This is a genomic window from Rhodohalobacter sulfatireducens (assembly GCF_022012475.1).
GTDB lineage: Bacteria > Bacteroidota > Rhodothermia > Balneolales > Balneolaceae > Rhodohalobacter > Rhodohalobacter sulfatireducens.
Genome location: NZ_JAKLWS010000002.1, coordinates 58,024 through 79,790, shown reverse-complemented (window position 1 = coordinate 79,790; position 21,767 = coordinate 58,024). Strand labels below are relative to the sequence as shown.

At 42.5% G+C, this 21,767-nt stretch carries 11 protein-coding genes; 5 read left to right on the top strand and 6 right to left on the bottom strand.

Features of this window, described 5'->3' with window-relative positions; genetic code table 11:
• Positions 1–253 precede the first annotated feature (253 nt).
• Positions 254–1,516: a histidine--tRNA ligase gene (gene hisS, locus L6773_RS02540; RefSeq protein WP_237852277.1), complete on the top strand. Its 1,263-nt coding sequence runs from the start codon at positions 254–256 to the stop codon at positions 1,514–1,516.
• A gap of 475 nt (positions 1,517–1,991) precedes the next feature.
• Here hisS and L6773_RS21665 read toward each other — a convergent pair whose 3' ends face one another.
• The 5 genes from L6773_RS21665 to L6773_RS02515 all read right to left on the bottom strand — a co-directional run bounded on the left by L6773_RS21665 (position 1,992) and on the right by L6773_RS02515 (position 12,077).
• Positions 1,992–4,091, bottom strand: coding sequence for an amino acid permease (locus tag L6773_RS21665; RefSeq protein ID WP_237852276.1), 2,100 nt, complete (start codon positions 4,089–4,091; stop codon positions 1,992–1,994).
• A 216-nt stretch (positions 4,092–4,307) separates the two neighbouring features.
• Complete coding sequence (locus L6773_RS02530) at positions 4,308–6,419, bottom strand: amino acid permease (RefSeq protein WP_237852275.1); 2,112 nt, start codon at positions 6,417–6,419, stop codon at positions 4,308–4,310.
• A 279-nt stretch (positions 6,420–6,698) separates the two neighbouring features.
• A complete protein-coding gene (locus L6773_RS02525) occupies positions 6,699–9,176 on the bottom strand; it encodes a cation:proton antiporter domain-containing protein (protein WP_237852274.1) in 2,478 nt (825 codons plus the stop codon).
• Positions 9,177–9,602: 426 nt separating this feature from the next.
• Positions 9,603–11,717, bottom strand: coding sequence for an amino acid permease (locus tag L6773_RS21660; protein ID WP_237852273.1), 2,115 nt, complete (start codon positions 11,715–11,717; stop codon positions 9,603–9,605).
• Between the two features lie 126 nt (positions 11,718–11,843).
• Positions 11,844–12,077, bottom strand: coding sequence for a hypothetical protein (locus L6773_RS02515; RefSeq protein ID WP_237852272.1), 234 nt, complete (start codon positions 12,075–12,077; stop codon positions 11,844–11,846).
• A gap of 187 nt (positions 12,078–12,264) precedes the next feature.
• Here L6773_RS02515 and L6773_RS02510 point away from each other — a divergent pair, with 187 nt between their 5' ends.
• Complete coding sequence (locus L6773_RS02510; protein ID WP_237852271.1) at positions 12,265–14,091, top strand: cation:proton antiporter; 1,827 nt, start codon at positions 12,265–12,267, stop codon at positions 14,089–14,091.
• 17 nt (positions 14,092–14,108) lie between these two features.
• Positions 14,109–17,942: a hydantoinase B/oxoprolinase family protein gene (locus L6773_RS02505; protein WP_237852270.1), complete on the top strand. Its 3,834-nt coding sequence runs from the start codon at positions 14,109–14,111 to the stop codon at positions 17,940–17,942.
• Positions 17,943–17,956: 14 nt separating this feature from the next.
• On the opposite strand, the gene L6773_RS02500 is transcribed toward L6773_RS02505, so the two are convergent.
• Positions 17,957–18,994, bottom strand: coding sequence for a S1 family peptidase (locus L6773_RS02500; RefSeq protein WP_237852269.1), 1,038 nt, complete (start codon positions 18,992–18,994; stop codon positions 17,957–17,959).
• A 219-nt stretch (positions 18,995–19,213) separates the two neighbouring features.
• Here L6773_RS02500 and L6773_RS02495 point away from each other — a divergent pair, with 219 nt between their 5' ends.
• Both L6773_RS02495 and L6773_RS02490 read left to right on the top strand, forming a co-directional pair.
• Positions 19,214–20,518: an Nramp family divalent metal transporter gene (locus tag L6773_RS02495; RefSeq protein ID WP_237852268.1), complete on the top strand. Its 1,305-nt coding sequence runs from the start codon at positions 19,214–19,216 to the stop codon at positions 20,516–20,518.
• A 35-nt stretch (positions 20,519–20,553) separates the two neighbouring features.
• The gene (locus L6773_RS02490) at positions 20,554–21,585 is read left to right on the top strand and encodes a M28 family peptidase (protein WP_237852267.1); all 1,032 of its coding nucleotides are present in this window, start codon (positions 20,554–20,556) and stop codon (positions 21,583–21,585) included.
• The last annotated feature ends 182 nt before the right edge of the window (positions 21,586–21,767 follow it).

Sequence of the window (21,767 nt, the reverse complement as noted above, 5' to 3'; positions counted from 1 at the left end):
GGTTGAAAAGTCAAATGGCAAATATGGAAAGAGAACAGTTATCCGATGAGTGAAATAGCTTAATTTTATTACCGGCACCAATATTCATCGGTTGACCCCAGTTACCTGAATATTCGCAAGCAGACAAATTCGGCAGCCACGATCTCATGACTCTGGACTCAAGGCTCAAGACTAAAAGCAGATTCTTTCCCTTATCCCCCTTATCTTGCGCCACTTAACTGGTAACTGAAATTCTGATACTGTTCACTGATTTATGGCTCAGCCAAAATATACAACCCACCTCGGTATGGTGGATATTCTGCCCGATGACGTTCGCAAATGGCAATACCTTGAAAACCTGATTCGCGAGGAGGCGGAGAAATTCAACTTCGAAGAAATTCGAACGCCCATCATGGAGCAGACGGAGTTGATTGTTCGTGGTGTGGGTCAGTTGACAGATATCGTATCAAAAGAAATTTTTTCATTTAGCCGTGGTGAAGATAACTATGTTCTTCGTCCGGAATTGACAGCGCCGGTCGTACGGTCATTTGTGGAACATCACCTGGAACAGCGTGGAGGTTCACAAAAACTGTACTATATCGGGCCAATGTTTCGTGCCGAGCGTCCTCAAAAGGGGCGCCAGCGACAATTTCATCAATTTGGGTTGGAAGTTTTAGGAAGTGATGATCCCGTTGCAGATGTGGAAATTATCGCCTTTATGGTTCATATCTACAAGAAAGTCGGGATCACAAATACATCTCTGAAATTAAATTCTATCGGCGATCCTGAAAGTCGGGATGCTTATAAACAAGCATTGAAAGATCATCTTAAGCCGAATTATGAGAAGCTGAGTGACGTATCAAAAAAGCGGTTTGAGAAAAATCCATTGCGGATTCTTGATTCAAAAGAGGAGGAGGATCAGCAGTTTATTGAATCCGCTCCCGTGATTACGGAGTATTTGAATGAATCTTCGCTGAGTCATTATGAAAAAGTGAAGGAATATTTAAATGATTTGGAGATTCCGTTTGAGGAAGATCCACACCTGGTTCGAGGAATGGATTACTACACAAAAACCGCCTTTGAACTGATCAGTCCTGATTTAGGTGCACAAGATGCACTTGCCGGTGGCGGACGGTATGACCTTCTGGTTGAAGAGATCGGCGGCCCTAAAACTCCAGCCGTCGGATTTGCGGCCGGAATGGAACGGTTGTTTATTGCTTGCGAAGAGTTAGGAATTGAGCTTGGCACCAAAAAATCGGTGGATGTGTACATCGTTACGTTAGGTGATGCCGCCCGGAAATGGGGACTCAACCACCTTCCAAAACTTCGAGCCCAAGGACTTTCTGCCACAATGGATTACAAAGGCCGATCCATGAAGAGCCAGATGAAAGATGCAGATCGTGAAAATTCCAGGTATGCCATCATCGTGGGAGATCATGAGTTGGAGAGCGGTAAGTTTACATTCAGAGATATGAAGGAAAGCGAAGAGGAAGCTCTTTCGATGGATGAGATTTTTAAACATTTACTGGCAAAATAACTTAAACGGATAAATCTCGGGCCGAAGAAACCACAGCCATACAAAATTTTTCGAGTCGAACACTTTGAAAGACTCCGCTATGAAAATAAAATTACGTATTTCTTGCCCTGAATTCTGTGCATTATTTGTGCCGTTGTGATTTAAAAATTTTTAATTTTTTTTCTCATGTTAAGTTTAGCAATCAAAACACTCATACCTAAGGAAGACAAAGTAAAGCAAGATATTGTCGAATGGATTTCAAAGCCTGAAAATGAAGACCTATTGGAAACTCTGAGGCTCATTAAGTAACATTCAATTTCCAAAGATTGGATAGATAATTTATCTGATGCTAAAAAAAAATCTCTTGAAAAGGGAATAAAAGACCACAAGAAGGGAGATACTCTTTCAAGTGAGGAGTTTTGGGTAAAACATTTCTGATGATGAAGAAACTCTTTACAATTACTTTCTCTACGCCTTAGCAGTTCCAGGTTTATTTTTATTCACTGCGCTTTTTAACCTCATCTATATCTTTCTTTTCGCCAATGATTGAAAGTTCATCACCAGCCTGGAGTATTGTATCTCCATGAGGAAATATTAGATCACCTTCCCTTTTCACCATTGTTATCAAGCTTTCTCCTGGAAGCATCTCATCCAACTCCTTTATCTGTTTCCCGATAATCTCTTCAGTTTTAGAACCTTTCTTCACCGTGATGCTGATAAATCGTTCATCCCGGAGAAGGATTTCCCGAAGTTCGGCAATATCGCTCGCATTTAACCAGCGCTCCTCAAAGTCAATATTATCTATCATCTCTGCTAGGTGAGCAAGGATTCGTAGATGCTGACCCGATTTGTTAATCGAACTTGCAAGATAAATCAAACAATGGAACTTCTCTTCATCGCCGGAATTTGAAGTTGTTTTTAAACCATTTTTTAGACGGACGAGAGCAACCTCAGTATCCATATCGTTCTCAATCCGTACATGCTTTAGAGCGGTTGAATGGCCTACAGATATAACATTTTCACTTGGATCCTTTGAAAACATCTTAACCAGGTGTGCTTTTTTAGTATTTGCTCTCTCAGCCATCATTGCACAAACCATATCTGTAACGGATTCGAGCACTACCTCATCTTCAATATCAAACACAAGAGACCGGCTGATGGCTTTTTCATACGGATCCTCTTTCCGCAACCCTTTTTCACGCATGATACCCCGCATTTCTCTCTCAAGCCCTTCATATTGATACTGTCCAAGCCGCGCATGAACGTGATATATGGCCCCCTGCCGTTTCACTTTCTCCTGTGCGTAACTGAAGTACCATATCACACTAATAGTGGCTATAACAAGCGTAAATAAGATAGATAAAAACCCCATTTCTGCAATCAGGAACCCGGAAACGAAAATTCCTGCAACCTGCATATATGGATACCAGGGGGATTTAAAACCGGGGTCATACCCTTCAATTTCGCTCTCCCTCATGACAATTACAGATACATTCAAAATCCCGAAAAGTAGAAGTTGAAATGCACTGGCAAGCTTTGCAACCGATTCTACATTGAATAGTAGTATGAGCACAATCATAGCACCGACTGTTGCCAATGTTGCAAGGGTGGGTGTACCGAAACGACCCAGTTCAGAAAAATATTTTGGAATAAGTTGATCTCGCGCCATCGCCAACGGATATCTTGCAGCCGACATAATTCCTGCATTCGCAGTAGATGCAAATGCTGCAATCGCTGCCACAACGATAAGTATCAATCCAAGCTCTCCTGGCAACCAGTTCATAAACACTTCACCGGCAGTAGCCACGGGTGTCAAATCTGAGTGAAGGGCTTCAGGATCCAGCAGCATTACCATAATAAACACTCCAACAACATAGATAAATGTTGCAGTTGCCAAAGAAAGCATCATGCCTAACGGGATATTTCGGTCTGGGTCCCGCACTTCCTCTGATACACTTGCTACTTTCGTCAAACCTGCATACGATACAAATACAAAACCAATCGTTGCAAAAAATCCCTGCGCACCAAACTGAAAAAATGGACTAAATTCACTCCGAATAATTTCAAAAAAATCCAGGTTAAAAACCGCAAAACTCCCCTGAAATACATAGAATAGAAGGATACTTATAAGAACTGATACTAACACATTTTGAAGCCAACTACTTTCCTTAGCACCCACGATGTTGGTGAAACCAAATACTATTGTAAGAACTATCGCAACTGGCGTAATGGGCAGATCAATAAAAATACCTATGTATGCTCCCATTCCGATTAGTGCAAATGCACTTTTAAAAATGAGTGCTAACCATGACCCAATTCCTCCTACCGTCCCAAACAATGGGCCTAAACTTCTATCAATGAAATAATACGCACCTCCTGCCCTGGGCATTGCCGTAGATAGTTCAGCTACGCTAAACATGGCAGGCAATATTAAAATCCCGGCTGCAAAATAAGCCAGAATTACTGAGGGGCCCGTTTGGGCTGCTGCCAGTCCAGGTAAAAGGAAGAAGCCGGAACTGAACATTGCACCAGTTGCTATCGAAAATACGTCAAAAGCACCGAGTTGTTTATCTAGTTTATTGAGTGGTTCAGGCACAAATATGTAGTTAATTCAATTTTTAAATTATTCATTGATAAATCGGCATCACTGCCACATCAATGAGTTTGTAATCTGTTGTTGATCTTCCCGGGGACTGAAATAATGGAAGATTTTAAGTCTCTAACTGTTAATAAATTTAAGCTATCAAAAGCTTTAAGGGAATCAGAGTGAAAATTAAAGGCGGGATTTTTTCCGGTCAATTTCACAGTTTAATTAAAGAAATGATTTTAACTCCTCGATATCTCCTTTCTCACCGATTATTGAAAGAATATCATTCTCCTGGAGCACCGTATCACCATGTGGGAAAATGAGCTCATCGTTTCGTTTTACCATTGTAATAAGGCTCTTTCCGGGGAGAAAATCTTCCAGTTCTTTTATTTGTTTTCCAATAATCCTTTTAGATTCGGAATCTTGTTTTAAAGTTATGTTTATGAAGTGTTCGTCACGCAGAAGGATCTCCCGAATATCAGATATATCTTGTGCGTTAAGAAATCTTTCAGTGAAATTTGTGTTATCAATCATTTCAGCAAGGTGGGCAAGTATTCGCAGATGTTGGCCCGAATTCTTCGTAGAACTGATTAAATAGATAAGGCAATAAATTTTATTCCCCTCAACAGATTCATTGTCTTCCAGATACGATTTGTCAATTTGGAACCCTTCTTTACACCTTACCAATGCTATCTCGGTTTCAATGTCCTTATCCACCCTAATGTGTTTGAGAGCAGCTGTCTGAGATACAGTAATAATGCCTTCTTCAAGGTTTTTTAAAAACCTTTTACTCAATTCTTCCTTAGAGAAGTTAACCCTGTCTGAGAGTTCTTGGGTAACCATATCTGTTACTTCTTCAAATCGCATTCTTTGACTAAAATCAAAGACTACCGCTCGTCCAATCACCTTCTCGTACGGATCTTCTTCGCGTAAGCCTTTCTCCCTCAGAATGGTTCTCATTTCATGTTCCAGGCCGTGATATCTGCGTTCACCTAACCGTGCATGTACATGATAAATAGCTCCTTCTCTCTCCACTTTGTTATAGGCATAATAGAAATACCAACCTATACTGAAAATAGCGATCAGGCTGGTAAATAGAATAGAAATCAGACCCATCTCAAGAATCAAAAGAGTCGAAATAATCATGCCCGCTATATGAAACCAAGGATAAAAGGGCGATTTGAAACCGGGATCGTACCCCTCGATCTTACTTTCCCGCATAACAATAACGGCAAGATTTAAGAGTCCAAAAAGAAGTAACTGAAAAGCACTGGCAAGTTTAGCAACCGACTCCACATCAAATACCAGGAGTATAAAAATCATCATTAACACAGTTACCATTATCGAGACTGTGGGAGTGCCGAATCTTGCATGAACTGCTGAATAGTTCTTATCTATCAATTTGTCTCGAGCCATCGCCATCGGATAACGTGAGGCAGACATAATTCCCGCATTACCGGTAGATGCAAACGCTGCAATTGCTGCAATAACTATCAATACCAATCCAGTAGAACCGGGTAGCCAATTCATGAAAATTTGACCGACTGTAGCCACTGGAGTTAGGTCGGAGCGAAATTGAACCGGATCCGATAACGTAACCATAATGTATACTCCAACTACATAGACAAATACGGCAACGATTAGAGATAATATCATTGCCAGGGGGATATTTCTGTCTGGATTTTTAACTTCCTCTGCTACACTTGTAACCTTCGTTAAGCCAGCATATGAAACAAAAACCATACCGATCGTTGCGAGCATACCATTTACTCCCCCGATAAAAAAGGGCTGAAACTGTGTTTTGGTTATCTCAAAAAAGTCGAGAGAGGCGATTGCAAAAACCCCTTGAAGAATGTAGAAAAACATAATTACCAGTAAAGAGGCTACTAAAATTTTTTGCAAAAAAGTGGTCTCTTTTGCACCAATCACATTTATGATTCCGAACAAAATCGTTAATACTATGGCAACAAACGTGATTGGCAGATCATAAAAAATGCCAATATAAGCGCCCATACCTATCAGGGCAAAAGCACTCTTTAATACAAGGGCAAACCATGAACCTATCCCGCCGATAGTTCCCATCATGGGCCCGAGGCTGCGATCTATAAAGTAATAAGTTCCTCCAGATTTGGGCATTGCAGTTGCAAGTTCCGAAACACTAAACATGGTCGGGAGTACTAAAATACCTGCAAATAGATATGCAAGGAATACAGAGGGGCCTGTTTCGGCAGCTGCAATACCCGGAAGAAGAAAGAATCCAGAACTAAACATGGCTCCGGTACTAATCGAAAAAACATCCCACAGACCCAGTTCTTTCTTAAGCTTCTTATGCTTCATTGAGTAGTTGTTCTTCTTCGAATGTAGTTAATTCTTGTTCTTATTACTATTTAGTGCAAATCAAAAACACTAACATATCGTCTGTTTTGTTAGAACAAAATTCATTCTATACATATGCTAGCATACAGGATGAATAAATAATCGGGTGCTGTAAAAAGGAATCAACAATATCTTCAATATCCTCATTCATTAAAAATTTGTTTTTCCGATAGAATCCGGATTAGAATTAACTCATACATATTTGATACGTTGATCGTCTATCTCAGGCGGGCCGCATTGCTATTGTTTAAATAAGATACTGTAAATCTCATCTTTTGTATCGACATTTTTCAGTCTTTCAAGGCTCTCCCCGGGACGAATTAGCCGTGCAACTGTATTAACCCCTTTTAGATGATCGCGGACTCTCATTTCTTTCGGACTCAGAAGCAGTAAAACAACATGTGCTTTACTGGCTGTTTTGGGTACTTGAAATCCGTTTCTTACAATTCCCTTTATCAACATTTGTTTACTCACTAATGAAGTATGTGCGTCATATAGTACAACCCCCGACATTAATTCTGGCGAATAATCTCTCGAGCTATTTAACAGTTTAAAAACAAGCTGTTCAATATCTTTTTTATCGACACTCACTTCTGTTTTCAGCATTTCAATAAGCACTTGCTCAATATTCTCACCGGTATCGGTCAGGTAGATTCTGTCCTGATCGAGCAGTTTCAGATTCATACCCTGACTGAGTCCGCCGGAATCTGTTTCAGCTTCAGATGGATAAACCGTAATAAAGCTCAGTTCGGGATATATCTGAGCTACAACACGCGGTAAGCGGTCCAGTGCCGGACGCCAGGAGAGTGAACCCTCCCTTGCACTTATTAAAACGAATATATCATCATCGTGGACGGTCTTGTCCAGCCAAGACGGCAGATCCGACCATTTTTCAATGGTTTGAAACTCTGTTTCCAAGTTAGGTTTTACTTTTTCAATTCTTTTCTGAACGTACTCTTTTCGTTCGCTGGTCATCACAAATACAAGTTGATCACCCGTTTGTTCGGCCATCAGTTTTAAAGACCGAATTGCCCCTGAAAATCCACTTTCAGTTGAGGCAAATGGAGGAACAGCAATTAGTATTCGAGTATGCGTGCTTATCGGTTTTGATATCCTGGAAACCATTACCATTTCATCGATCTCCAGCAGGAGTTGATCCAGAATACTGCCAAATATCCGGCTTTTGGTCGAGGTTGTTCCATTCCATCCGATAATGACTACAGATCCAAGATTCTCACTCACCGCCCTGGCAATGCCATTTGCAATGTTATAATCTACCGTGGTAACGGGATTTACCGGTACTTCGGCAGCAGCAGCATGAATAACGGCATGGCTCAACATTTTTTCTCCTTTCGCAACTTGTGCCTCAACATCTTTTCCATCCCTGGCCACCGTAAGTGGAAATACGGGCTGAGCCGATTTTTCATCACGTATCATAAATGCAATATCCATCAACGTATCTGATGTTTCGGGGTTGGCAAGTGGAACCAAAATTCGCTGTGGAGACTCTGACGGTTCATACGGTTTCTTTTCCTCCTGGATGGCAACATCACGGCCATATTTTTCCACCAGCCACGGCCCAACCAAACAAGTGATAAGAATTAAAATGACTACAGCGTTTACGGCAGTATGATTAAAAAATCCGAGGTCAAATCCCAAAAGTGTAACTGCCAAAGTAGCTGCAGATTGGGGTGTGGTTAAACCGAATATCACATATCCTTCTGCATTCGAAAATCCCTTAATCAACTTTACAATTAATGAAGAAACTCCTTTTCCAACAAAAACTAACGCGGTAAATAAAATTGCAATCAACCAAACTTCAAGACTTGCCAGTACCTGCACATCTACCAGCATACCTACAGAAATAAGGAAGAAGGGAATGAACATGGAATTCCCCACAAACTGGATGCGGTTCATCAGCGTACCACTCATAGGCACCAGCCGGTTCAAAAGCAGCCCGGCAATGAATGCCCCGATAATAGACGCTAAACCTGCCAGTTCGGCAAGAAATGCCGTGGAGAATAGAACTGCCATCATAAATACAAAATCTACATAGGTATCATGCTTCATATTTCTGAAGAACCATCGGCCAAGGCGTGGTAATATTATAATAGCAGCAGTAAGAAAAACACCTATTGAAATTGCAAAAGCGGTCCAGTAACCCGCCCCCTGGTTCTCCCCAACTGTACCGGCAATCACAGCTAAAATCCCTAAAGAGAGCGTATCCGTAACCAGCGTCCCACCCATCGACATGGTAACAGCCGTATTCTTAGTAATACCCAGCCGTTCAATAATCGGGTATGCAAGCAGAGTATGTGAACCTACAATAGCACCCAGCAGCAACGAGCTTTCAACGGAGTAATTCAGAAGATGAATACCGGCGAAATAAGCACCAACAGCCGGAAAAATGTAAGAAATAGTACCAAACCCGATACTTTGATTTCTCAACTTTTCAAACCGGTTAAGATCAATCGAAAGGCCGGCCATAAACATCAGGTAGAGCAACCCAACAGTACCTAAGAGTTCAATGGTGCTGTCTCTTTCCAGCAAACCGAGGATACTTGGCCCCACGATAGTACCCGCTAAAATAATACCTACCAGTCCGGGAACTTTGATTTTTCTTACTAAAATGGGTGCCAAAAGGATGATCAGCATTACCAATGCAAAAATCATCACCGGATTTGAAAAAGGAAGTGTAAAATTTAGTGTTTCATTCATGTTCCAAATGTGCTCTGGTCCCTAAATTTTTAAAAACGGTCTTCAGAATTGAACCATTGATAATTTTGACAATCCCCCGGGATTTCAAAAAATTTAACCTCAAGATGAATGACTAACTTGTTGGATTTACAATTAAGAATACGACTTATTAAATCCTAAGCAAAAGGATTCTTGTGTTTAGTTGAGTCCGTTTCCTTCAGTTCCATCAAAATGAATTACTTTGTGATCTACATTATCTCACGACTGAATTTATACAACGTGATTTAGCGAAAATAATGAGACAGTTTTATGATCAACTACCTGCACTGCGAATCCTAAAAAATTAATTAACAACGGAAACAGTTCCAATCTTTTAGATTTTAATTAATCTACAGAAGCTTGAATACCGGTTGAATAGCAACCGGTTTGTTTACATTGTTTCCGGGTTTAATTCTTCAATTCCTTTAGTCCCTCGATATCTTTTATCTCACCGATGATAAACAGCTCATCGTTCTCCATGATCTCTGTATAGCCACGGGGAATAACGATTCCACCGCGTCGTTTGATAATGGTAATCAGGCTTTCACCGGGCAGGTCAATTTCTGATATTTTCTTTCCGATCAATTGAGAGGACCTGTTCCCGGAACGGACTCTGACTGTAATAAAACGCTCATCACGCAAGAGTAATTTTCGAAGTTCACCTTCGTCTCTTGCATTAATCCATTTTTCAAGAAAATCCTCCTTATCGATCATTTCAGCAATATGGGCCAGGAAACGAAGGTGTTGCGTGGCTTTCTTCTCAGAACTCACCAAGAAAAAGAAAGCATGCAGATCCTGTCCGCCGCCATCTTCATCAGAGAAAGATTGGCCGGATTGAGGCTGTAGTCCCTCCCTGATTCTCACAATAAACATCTCCGGGTTGATGTCCATATCCAGTCGGGTGTGATTCAGTGAAGCCCCATTTCCGATCGGTATCATGCCGAACTCATCCATTTTGTTAAACGCTTCAAAAAGATCTTCACGGCTTACCGCCAGTTTAGATGATAAATTTTGGCAGGCTTTGTCTAAAATTTCTGAGTACCCAGTATCCCGGTCTTCCAGATCCCAGATATCGGCACGGCTTATCACCAACTCATAGGGATCTTCTTCCTTCAGTCCTTTTTCCTGCAGAATTCTGCGCATCTCCCGTTCCAATCCGCCATCTTTGTGTTGGCCGAGCCGTTCATGCACATGATAGATAGCTCCCTGCCGATCAATTTTTCCGTAGGCATAATAGTAGTACCAAATTACGGACAGAACCGTCACTACTACCGTAAAAACAATAGAAACCGTACCCATTTCGAAAATCAGGACTCCCGAGGTGAGCATGCCCAGAATCTGCATCCAGGGATAGAATGAGGATTGATATCCCGGATCATATTCCTGGATTTTGCTCTCGCGCATCACAATTACTGCGAGATTTAACAGCCCGAATAGCAACAGTTTGAATGAACTGGCAAGCTTTGCAACCTCATCAACATTAAATACGAGCAGTAACAACAACATCATGCCGGTTGTTACAATAACAGAAATGGTTGGAGTGCTAAATCTTCCTATTTTTGAAAAGATCGGGTGAACCAGTTTATCGCGAGACATTGCCAGCGGAAACCTCGAAGCCGACATGATTCCCGCATTTCCTGTGGAAGCAAATGCAGAGATGGCTGCAATAACTACTAATATCAAACCGCTATCACCGGGAAGCCAGGTGAGAAATACATCACCCGCAGTTGCAACCGGTGTCAAATCTTCCCGGAATGCCGTGGGATCAAGTACGCTTGTCATCAAATAAACGCCCGATACGTACACAAAAATGGCCACAAAAATAGATATGAACATTCCGCGTGGAATATTGCGGTCGGGTTCCTCAACCTCCTCGGCCATGCTAACCACTTTAGTAAGTCCCGCGTACGAGACAAACACCATCCCCACCGTCCCAAAAAAGCCCTGAAATCCATTTGTGAAGAAGGGTGTAAATTGTTCGCGATGCACATCGAGAATACCTATTGAAAACAGATGTGAGAATCCCTGAACCAGGTAAAATGCCATAATGGCAAGCAATATAATCACCAAAATATTTTGCAGCCTGCTGGTTTCTTTTGCACCAAAAATATTCAGTGCCCCAAACGTTAGCGTTAGAATTATAGCAATGGGTGTGATTGGTACATCAAAAAAGATAGAGATGTAGGCACCCATTCCAATTAACGCAAATGCACTTTTGAAGACCAGTGAGAACCAGGAGCCGAAACCACCGATACTGCCCATCATCGGGCCAAGAGCACGGTCGATGATATAATAAGTACCACCTGCCCGCGGGAAAGCAGTAGCCAGTTCAGCTTTGCTGAGCATGGTTGGTATCACTAATAAACCAGACACCAGGTAGGCGAGAAATACTGAAGGGCCCGTCTCTCCCGCAGCAATACCGGGCAGCAAAAAGAGACCAGAGCTAAACATAGCACCGGTTGCAATTGAAAAAACGTCGAATGCTCCGAGCTGTTTATGTAACTTCTTGGATTTTTCCGGCACAGGTAAATATGTTAAAGTAGTTGCTTTGCTAATAGAGAATTGATGTCTTGTTACGTTTTAACAAGACTTGAAAACGACGGTTTTTAAAAAGATTGGTTTAGATTTATTCCCTTCATCTCATCACATTCATTTATCGGTATTGTCAAGTTCCTGCGCTTTAAATGACTTCCAAAGCCTGGCGGCCATCCTAATTGAATATCCAATAAGCAGAAGTCCTATAAATCCCTGAATTTTTACATTCAACACTGGATGAAGATCAAAAATTTCAATGATACTATATTCAACAACTGCGGCTAACACTAAAAGTCCGAGCAGCCACAAAGACTCAGTAATCACGGTACTTCGAAGTCGTTTTTCCATAGAACTTTTGATTTCAGCCAAATTCAGCTTCTTTATAATAATAAATATATGTCAAACGTCTTTGGTTCCTTACTGCTGCCTGATATTTATCACTTTGGGAATTAGAGGTAGGTTACCCATCTTATCATTCTTATTTTTATTTATTGAGCTGAACTCTCCATGAGAGAGTAATCTTTTAAGAGCACCTATGGCTGAACATTTTCTTATTTCCATAACAAGTATTTTTGTTTTTGGAATTGGTGCACAATGGATCGCCTGGCGATTTAAACTTCCTGCTATTCTCCTTCTGCTTATAGCTGGAATTCTTGCCGGGCCTGTGTTTGGCCTGCTTAATCCGGATGCATTGATGGGTGATCTGTTCACTCCTTTCATATCTGTATCCGTTGCCATTATTCTTTTTGAGGGTGGCCTGAGCCTTCGATTTTCTGAACTTAAAGATTCCGGCGGAGTCATTGGAAATCTTGTCAGTATCGGGGTGCTCATCACCTGGGTTGTGATATCACTCTCATCCTACCTGATATTAGATTTCGGTGTGGAACTCTCTATTCTGCTGGGTGCAATCCTGGTTGTTACAGGCCCCACAGTCATCATTCCATTGTTAAGACAGGTTCGGCCTTCTGGACAGGTCGGGTCGATTTTAAAATGGGAAGGAATTGTGATTGATCCCATCGGTGCCATGCTCGCTGTACTTGTTTTTGAAGTAATCTTAACAACCGGTGTAACTGCAGCCACCAGTGCCATTTTAATGAGTGTGGTGAAAACCATTTTTCTCGGAACACTATGTGGTCTTGCAGGGGCGGGAATTATCTATATTATCCTGAAGAAACATATGCTGCCCGATTTTCTGCAAAACCCGGTCAGCCTGATGATTGTCGTGTTGGTATTTACTGTTTCAAACGAGTTTCAACATGAATCAGGTTTGTGGGCTACCACACTGATGGGGATTGTACTTGCCAATCAGAAAGCTGCTTACATTCATCACATCATTGAATTCAAAGAGAACCTGAGAGTGCTTTTGCTGTCCGCGCTGTTTATCCTTTTAGCCGCCCGGGTTGAATTGTCTGAATTGATGGCTAACCTCAACTGGAAGGTTCTGGCTTTCCTGGGGATTATCATTTTGGTCGCCCGCCCATTATCCGTTTATGCATCAAGCTTGTTTTCAAATATCAACTGGAAAGAGAAACTGTTTCTCTCATGGATGGCACCGAGAGGAGTTGTCGCGGCATCAATCTCCTCAATTTTTGCCATCAGCCTGACCCAAAGTGGGTTTGAACAGGCAAACCAATTGGTACCTATCGTATTTATTGTCATAATTTGTACCGTGGCAATTTATGGACTTCCGGCCGCCTGGGTTGCGCGAAAATTGGGTGTTGCCAAACCCGTACCCAACGGGCTTCTTATTCTCGGCGCGAAGGATTGGTCGATTTCAATCGCAAAAAAACTGAAAGATGAAGGGATCAAAGTTTTGATGGCCGATTCTAACCGAAACAATGCATCCCAGGCAAAATCCAAAGGTTTAGATGCATTTCACGGGAATGTTTTATCTGAATTTGTGTTGGATGATATCAACCTGGACGGTATCGGCAAAATGGTGGCATTCACTCCAAATGATGAAGTCAACTCACTGGCTACACTTCGATTTAGTGATATTCTGGGGCGATCTAATGTTTTTCAAATTCCGGGTAACAATAAACACAACGAAGATGAGGAAGAAGTATCTGACCATCTGAGCGGCCGAATTCTTTTCAACCGTGACTTCAATTACCAATATTTATCCAATCGAATCCGTTCTGAAGATGATCTGCAGACCGTTGAACTAACAGCTGATTATACATTTGAAGATTTTAAAAATGCAGATGATGAAGATGGAAGAAAAATTCCACTCTTTCATATTACGTCGAATGATGAATTGCATCCTTTTACGATCGACTACCCTAATAATCCCACGAAAGGTGATAAATTGATATATATTCGATCGAAAATAACCAACGGATCCGGTAACCTAACATCTTAATTCCTTTCTGTTTAAGTATGACCATAACTTCGAACAATGCGGCCACCCATCTGTTTATTGATACGGGAGGTACATTTACCGATACCATTGCTGCGGACACATCCGGAAAGATTATCGATCGTGTAAAAGTGCTGAGCAACAGTGCATTGCGGGGTTTTGGAAAACGAACAGACCGTTCCTCTCTCGAAATTTATCTGAATGAAAATGTCAATCCTTACGATCATTTTTTTGAGGGGTATAAACTTCGGATGACGGGTACTGCTGATCAATCATTTGAAATCATCAGTTCAACAGGAAATCATGTAACACTCGAGCCGGATCTGCCTGATAAACTGAAAACAGACAGATCTATTCCCATTGAAATTCAAAGCCCGGAGGAAGCCCCCGTTTTAGCTGCACGACTCATCACAAATACACCCTTGAAGCAAGCTCTGCCGGCACTTCAACTGCGATTGTCGACTACAAAAGGAACCAATGCACTTTTAGAGCGCCAGGGCGCATCTACCCTCTTTTTGATTACGGAGGGATTCAAAGATCTGCTTCGGATAAAAAATCAGCAGCGGCCGGATCTGTTTTCTCTGAATATTCAAAAACCGGAACCCTATGCCGGGTCAATTATAGAAGTTCCGGAACGCCTGGATGCAAATGGCAATATTATAAAGGAGTTAGATCTTGAAAAACTGGAAAAACGGTTAGAGTCGGTTTCTGACCGATTTGAAGCCGCAGGAATCTGCCTGATGCACAGTTACCTGAACCCCGAGCATGAGAACAAAGTAGCTGAACTTCTGCGGGAATTGGGATTCAAATTCATCTCCTGCTCTTCTAATTTAAGTTCCACAATTAAGATTATACCAAGGGCTGTTACAACCGATATCAACAGTTACCTAACGCCGGTCATGCAGAATTACCTGGATCGAATTTCTTCCGTTGTAAAGGATACATCTTTGCGTGTAATGGGCAGCGCCGGCAGCTTGATTGACGTGGATCACTACAAACCCAAAGACGGACTGCTGAGCGGACCGGCCGGCGGAGTGATCGGTGCAGCTGCTATTGGTGAGCGAAACGGATTTTCTAAAATCATCTCATTTGATATGGGCGGCACCAGTACAGATGTCTCCCGATATGACCAGCGGATGGATTACATTTTTGAACACACTGTAGGTGATGCCACATTATCGTCTCCGGCCATTGAGATTGAAACCGTTGCGGCCGGTGGTGGATCTATTTGTGACTTTGACGGAAAAAGCCTGACCGTTGGACCTGAAAGTGCCGGAGCTGATCCCGGGCCTGCATGCTATGGCCAGGGAGGTCCTCTTACTATAACTGATGTGAATTTACTGACCGGCCGACTTGACCCATCCAATTTCCACATTACGATTGATCCTGAAGCCTCAGAAAAAGCGTTCGAGAAGTTGATCGATAAAATGATCAAATCTGATGCTTCAAAAGAGATTGACCATAACCAAATCCTCGAAGGATTCCTGGATATCGCCAATGAACGAATGGCCCAGGCGATTCATAAAATTTCGATTCAAAAAGGGTTTGATCCGGCTGATTATGCGATGGTTGCATTTGGAGGTGCCGGTGCCCAGCACGCACTATCTGTAGCGGCCAAATTGAACATCAAAAAAGTATTAGTCCCCTCTGATGCGGGTTTACTGAGCGCGTATGGATTACAACAAGCGAGACTTGAAGAGATCACATCCAAACAGGTTTTAAAACCTCTTGATGACGTTTCTGATTCTCTTTCTGATTGGTTTGAAGAATTAACTCGAAAAGCCACAGAAAACCTAAAAGATCAGGGACTTTCGGAAGATAAAATTGTGATCGGCCGACAGATTCTGTTCATGCGTCTTCAAGGCCAGGATACATCACTGGAAATTGATGGATCGAATCTTGATGATTTGAGAGTACGATTTCAAAACAGATACAAAGAGCAATATGGGCACTGGGTGGAAAACCGGGAAATAGAGCTGGAAGCCATACGGGTGATCGGCTCGGAAAAAAGATCTAACGATTTCGAGAAAGATATATCAGCTACTGAAAAAAATCAGGCAGATGGATCACCCTCAAAAAAATCAATCATGATTTGCAATGGAGAGGCTCAGCATACAGATCTGTATATGAGAGACTCTCTCAAACACGGAATGAATCTGAAGGGACCCGCACTCATTTTGGACCCACACAGCACCACGGTGATTGAACCAAATTGGAAGGGCGTTTATCAATCAGATGGAACCTGGCAATTTGAACAAATCTCAACTGCCGGCTCTACCGGTGATTACGAAAAATCCGAGAGCATCAATCTGCAGTTGTACACGAATCGGTTTACCTCGGTTGCCGACCAGATGGGTGAAATGCTTCGACGAACGGCGATCTCTGTAAATGTGAAGGAACGACTGGATTTCTCCTGCGCCCTCCTGGATGCTGATGGATACCTCGTAGTGAATGCCCCTCATATTCCGGTTCATTTGGGCGCGATGGGAACTTGTGTTAGAACGTTGATTAAAGACCTCCAAAGTTTTGGAAATTTTGAAGGTCTAAAGGATGGAGATGTGATTATTACGAATCACCCCGGATTTGGCGGTTCACACCTGCCGGATGTAACGGTTATAACACCCGTTTTTGTAAATGGTGAACAAATAGGATTTACAGCCAGCCGCGCTCATCATGCAGAAATTGGCGGCAAGCGCCCGGGTTCCATGCCACCTGATGCAGACAACCTGGCCGAAGAGGGAGTTGTGATTCCACCAACTTTTATCGCAAAAGCCGGGGAGTTTAATTGGAAACCGCTTGAACAACTGCTCAAAGAAAACATCTATCCTACGCGATCTTTCGATGAGAATATGGCGGATATCCGAGCCGCAGTTGCAGCCAACTATCGTGGAGCGGAAGAGCTTAAAAAACTGGTTGAAAACTACGGTCGGGATGAGGTGATAAAATATATGCAACGCTTGAAATCGTATGCGTCGGAGCGGATGAGATCAACCCTGAAAAATATTGAAGATGGGATTTATGAAGCTACCGAAAAGCTGGATGACGGCTCTCAACTTCACGTAAAATGTATAATTTCTGGTTCTTCACTTTCAATCGATTTTAAGGGAACCTCTGATGTTCACCCCGGAAATTTGAATGCCAATCCGTCTATCGTAAAAAGTGTAATTATTTATGTACTGCGGTTACTGATTGACGAACCTCTCCCCCTGAATGACGGACTCCTAGAGCCGGTTGAAATCAATATTCCTATAGGTATGCTGAACCCCGACTTTCCGGATGATCCAACAAAATGCCCGGCTGTAGTTGGCGGAAATATCGAGACGAGTCAGCGGCTGACGGATACTCTTCTCAAAGCTTTTAATTTGGCTGCCTGCAGCTATGGAACCATGAATAACGTGCTTTTTGGAAACGATTCATTCGGATATTACGAAACGGTTGCCGGCGGAACCGGGGCCGGAAATGGCTTCAATGGTGCAGATGCTGTTCATCAACATATGACTAATACACGCGCCACTGATCCTGAAATTCTTGAACACCGTTACCCTGTTCTTTTGAGCCGATATCAAATTCGGGAAGGCTCAGGCGGGGCCGGACGATGGAAAGGCGGGGATGGAATTATCAGAGTGATGAAATTTACCGAACCGGTCACCCTTTCAGTGTTAACACAGCACAGAACAGTTGCTCCATACGGTTTAAAAAGTGGAAAAAAAGGAAAAAAAGGCAGCCAGGTCGTGAATCAAAAAGATGGATCAAAAAGAGAATTATCCTGGCGAGATGGCGCTGATCTTATGGCCGGAGACGCCTTTGTTTTAAAAACTCCCGGCGGGGGTGGATATGGGAAACCTCGGGACTAACCGAACTGCTGAATCTACCGCCTGGGAAGAACCACGCCGTAATTATTTAATTGTTCTTCATTTTCTCTCAAAAACTCTTTCACTTCTTTAGAATCAACCGCATTCGTGATTCCGTAATTGATTCGAGGAGCAGTTTTAACAAAAATTTCACCTGTGTAGGGTACATCCGGATCGTAGGCTTCTCGGCGCGATGCCACCGGTGCAAGGTAGGTCTCACTCTCACCAAGAGCAGAGGTTACCACGCCTATAAATTCAAGTCCGGAGCCATCATTTCGAACAGCAAACAGTGCACCTCCGCTAAATCCACGATTAAAGGATGCATCTATCAGAATGCTCCTAGTGGGGTGGTCACTGCGGCTTGCCGTACCCATTGTTACCATTTGTGCACCTTTGGGATAACCCAGTGCATACACAATATCCCCCCATTCAAGTTCATCAGACTCGCCAATAGATAACGAGAGTGGCGTCATCAAGTCTTCACGCGCTTCAACATTGGTCATAACAGCCAAATCCCGATTCGAATCATACGTTACAAGATCCAGCTTAATCACACCTTTATCATTCAGTAATATATAATTCACTGATTCCCTCACTGATACCGCCTCTACGAGTCGACCTTGCTGGTTATTTGAACTGGAATGATAATGCCACACAGTATCAGGATAGAAAACAGTATGAGCGGCCGTCAGCATCGCAAATTTACCTCGGAACTCACTCAAAACAATAGCAGTACCTGCAGTGGATTGATCTTCAAGGTATGTTTGAGCAGCAACACTCTCTAAGGCTACACCTTCCAGTTCCGATCGGCGCGGCAGATCATCTATGTAAAACTGGTAAGTGCGATAGATGACATTATTTTGAATTCGAACCACCGAACGAAAACCTTTTTTTATATCATCTCTCACCTCCTGAGACTGCAAGTGATTCTTATAGTAACCTCTGTCATTTGGACCACTGGCCACCTCTCTGGTTCCCGAACAGCTCATCAAAAATGCAAATAACACCAAAAAAAATGCTTTCCAACAGCTGGTAAATCTGACAAGTTTTTCCATGGTAAATTTTATTTATGAACGCAACAGAAGATCAAAATATTGGAGAGTCCTCTCACTCCAATTAAATCAGAAAGAATCTTCAACATATTTCTACCGAACAATTGTAAAAAAGGTGATTTGCTTCCTGAATCTTTTTCTACATATTAGCACTCAATTAATATAACTGCTCTTATTGTACTAAAATTCACAAGAAGGTAAAACAGTGTCTGCACTTGCTGAATGAAAAAACGATTCCTGAATATACTCTTTTGGTCGATCCTTTCTGCGGCGTTTATCGGTCCCGGAACTGTGACAACGGCTGCATCAGCAGGAGCTGAATTTGGCTATAAACTGATCTGGGCACTCATTTTTTCCATTATCGCTTGCTATGTATTGCAAGAGAGTGCAGCTCGTATATATGCAGTTTCAGGAATGAATCTCGGTGAAGCAATCCAGAGAGAATACTCAGAATCCAAGTGGGGTAAGATTATTACAGGCCTGGTTTTGATCTCTATTCTAACCGGTTGTGCCGCATTCGAAGCAGGAAACATTGTTGGCGCCGCATCGGGAATTTCACTCTTATTTGCTTCCATTCCACAATGGATCACTGTCGGAGGTATTGGCACCATTGCGGGAGTTTTACTGTGGCGGGGAACTGTTCAGCAGATTGCTACACTCCTTGGAATTGTTGTGGCCGTAATGGGATTCTGCTTTTTAATTACTGCTTTCCTGATACCCCATGATATTCTTCAACTTTTAGCAGACGGGCTGACTCCAACCATCCCCACCGGTTCAGAATTACTTGTTTTAGGTTTGATTGGAACGACCGTTGTGCCCTATAATATTTTCCTGGGCTCTGGTTTAAAACATACCCAAAATTTGTCTGAAATGAAGATGAGTATATTTGTTGCAATCGGGCTGGGAGGATTTATCTCCATCACTATTCTGTTAACCGGTACGGCCATCTCGGGGCAATTTACATTTGAAGCACTCGCCCTGGCACTTTCTGAGCGCCTTGGGAACTGGGCGTATGCACTTTTGGGAGTTGGTCTGTTTGGCGCCGGAATCAGTTCTACCCTTACAGCTGCACTGGCGGCTTCCATTACAGCTCAATCACTTCTATCCAAACCCGGACCTAATCAAAAATGGGGTGAACAAACTCTGCGCTTCCGCTCGGTTTGGTTAATTGTATTGCTTATTGGAATTATTTTCGGGTTCCTGAACTTTCAACCCGTTCCGGTAATTATCCTGGCCCAGGCACTCAATGGAATCATCCTGCCTGTCATTGCTATCATTCTCTTTTTGATGATCAACAATTCCGGTATCATCAAAAAAGAGCATCAAAACAGCTCAATCTACAATCTCGTGACCGCCGTCGTTGTCTATCTAACAGTGCTGATTGGTTTGACTAATCTATTTCGGGCTTCATTTCGGGTGACCAATTCTGAATGGATCTCTCCTACTGCAATTCTTCTCCTCTCATTTGTTATCTTTGCCCTTTTTATGATCCCATTAGCAAAAAACATTTTTCGGTCTGATTCGTAATCTGATCACAAACAACTAAGCTTAATATATATCTGATGAAAAGATTGATGTACACTTTCATGTTTGCTTTCCTGTCTCCATGGCTTTTCTCCTGCAGCCAGGCACAGAATTCTGTTAACCAAATTGAAGCAAGGGTTTCCCAGGATGACCTTGAACTAAATATCCACTTTTTATCGTCGGATGAACTACGAGGACGTGCAACCGGAACACCTGAAATCGATATTTCCGCAAAATATATAGCTGACTGGTTTACGGCTTACGATGTTTCGACAGCTCCGGGCTACGATTCTTATTTCCAGGAATTTGATGTTACAATGAGAGATTCGTCGATAGTTAAAAGCAAAAATGTAATCGGGTTGATCGAAGGTTCAGATCCTGCTCTGCGTGACGAATACGTCTTACTTGCCGCTCATTATGATCATGTTGGCGTGGGGCCAGCAACCGCAGAAGGCGATTCTATCTACAACGGTGCCCGCGATAATGCGGTTGGTGTGGCAACCGTGATGGCTGCCGGGAAGTATTTTACAGAACACCCGCCAAAAAGATCTGTGATATTTGCACTTTGGGGTGCAGAAGAGCTTGGCCTGATCGGAAGCGGATATTTTGCTGAAAATCCCGTTGTGCCGTTAGATCAAATTGTTTACAACCTGAATATCGACGGAGCCGGTTATAACGACACTACAAAAGTAACAGTTGTCGGGTTAGAGCGAACCGATGCAGAATCAATTTTTGAATCATCGGTTCAAGCATTTGGACTCGAAGCCATCCCAAGCCCTGTACCTGAATTGGGACTTTTCAATCGATCAGATAACGTCCATTTTGCCCGAAAAGGAATTCCGGCCCCAACTTTCAGCCTCGGTTTTACGGCATTTGATGAAGATATCCAGTACTACTACCATCAGCCAACGGATGAATCAGACACAATTAACTTTGATTACATAACCGACTATGCAAGGGCGTATATTCTTTCGGCTCAACAAATTGCCAATGCTGCCGACGCACCTTTCTGGAGTCCGGGAGATGAGTATGAGGATGAAGGAATTCAACTTTATGGAATAATGGAATAAATTAATGGTGATGGCTCTCCTTGTACGCCGGACAGCTTGTACGGCACCTGGACCCTTGTTTATTGTAAAGATTCTTTAATGGCTGAAGGGCACCCTGTTTTCTGTTCATCTTTATTTTATGTTGGTCAGTAACTGGCAAGCTGCCCGTTGTACGTATACACATTTCATTCCTAAAATTCTTA